Here is a 941-nt window from a genome sequence, read left to right as displayed (position 1 = left end):
TACAATAAAGCCCTCATCAACCGTGGCTCCATAACTTTCTGGCTGGATGATGAAGCTATTCAGGCCTGGTATGAGTCAGCAACACCTTCTTCACGAGGCAGACCTCAGCGCTATTCTGACCTTGCCATCACTACTGTGCTGGTCATTAAACGCGTATTCAGGCTGACCCTGCGGGCTGCGCAGGGCTTTATTGATTCCATTTTTTCTCTGATGAACGTTCCGCTACGCTGCCCGGATTACAGCTGTGTCAGCAGGCGGGCAAAGTCGGTTAATGTCAGTTTCAAAACGCCCACCCGGGGTGAAATCGCACACCTGGTAATTGATTCCACCGGGCTGAAGGTCTTCGGTGAAGGCGAGTGGAAAGTCAAAAAGCATGGCCAGGAACGCCGCCGTATCTGGCGTAAGCTGCATCTCGCCGTTGACAGTAAAACACATGAAATCATCTGCGCTGACCTGTCGCTGAACAACGTTACGGACTCAGAGGCCTTCCCCGGGTTAATCCGGCAAACCCACCGGAAAATCAGGTCAGCCGCCGCCGATGGCGCTTACGATACCCGGCTATGTCACGATGAACTGCGGCGTAAGAAAATCAGCGCGCTTATCCCTCCCCGAAAAGGTGCGGGTTACTGGCCCGGTGAATATGCAGACCGTAACCGTGCAGTGGCTAATCAGCGAATGACCGGGAGTAATGCGCGGTGGAAATGGACAACAGATTACAACCGTCGCTCGATAGCGGAAACGGCGATGTACCGGGTAAAACAGCTGTTCGGGGGTTCACTGACGCTGCGTGACTACGATGGTCAGGTTGCGGAGGCTATGGCCCTGGTACGAGCGCTGAACAAAATGACGAAAGCAGGTATACCTGAAAGCGTGCGTATTGCCTGAAAACACAACCCGCTACGGGGGAGACTTACCCGAAATCTGATTTATTCAACAAAGCC

General features: G+C 53.5%; 1 protein-coding gene. It reads left to right on the top strand.

The window, feature by feature from the left end:
* Positions 1–885: IS5-like element IS903B family transposase (locus QMN93_RS26015; protein WP_058687626.1), on the top strand; the 885-nt coding region annotated here is incomplete at its 5' end.
* Positions 886–941 lie beyond the last annotated feature (56 nt).

The organism is Enterobacter sp. R-1.6.2, assembly GCF_035064085.1.
In the GTDB taxonomy this organism is placed as follows: domain Bacteria; phylum Pseudomonadota; class Gammaproteobacteria; order Enterobacterales; family Enterobacteriaceae; genus Enterobacter; species Enterobacter asburiae_B.
Note: the sequence above shows the minus strand (reverse complement) of the source record. Positions and strands in the feature narration are given on the sequence as shown.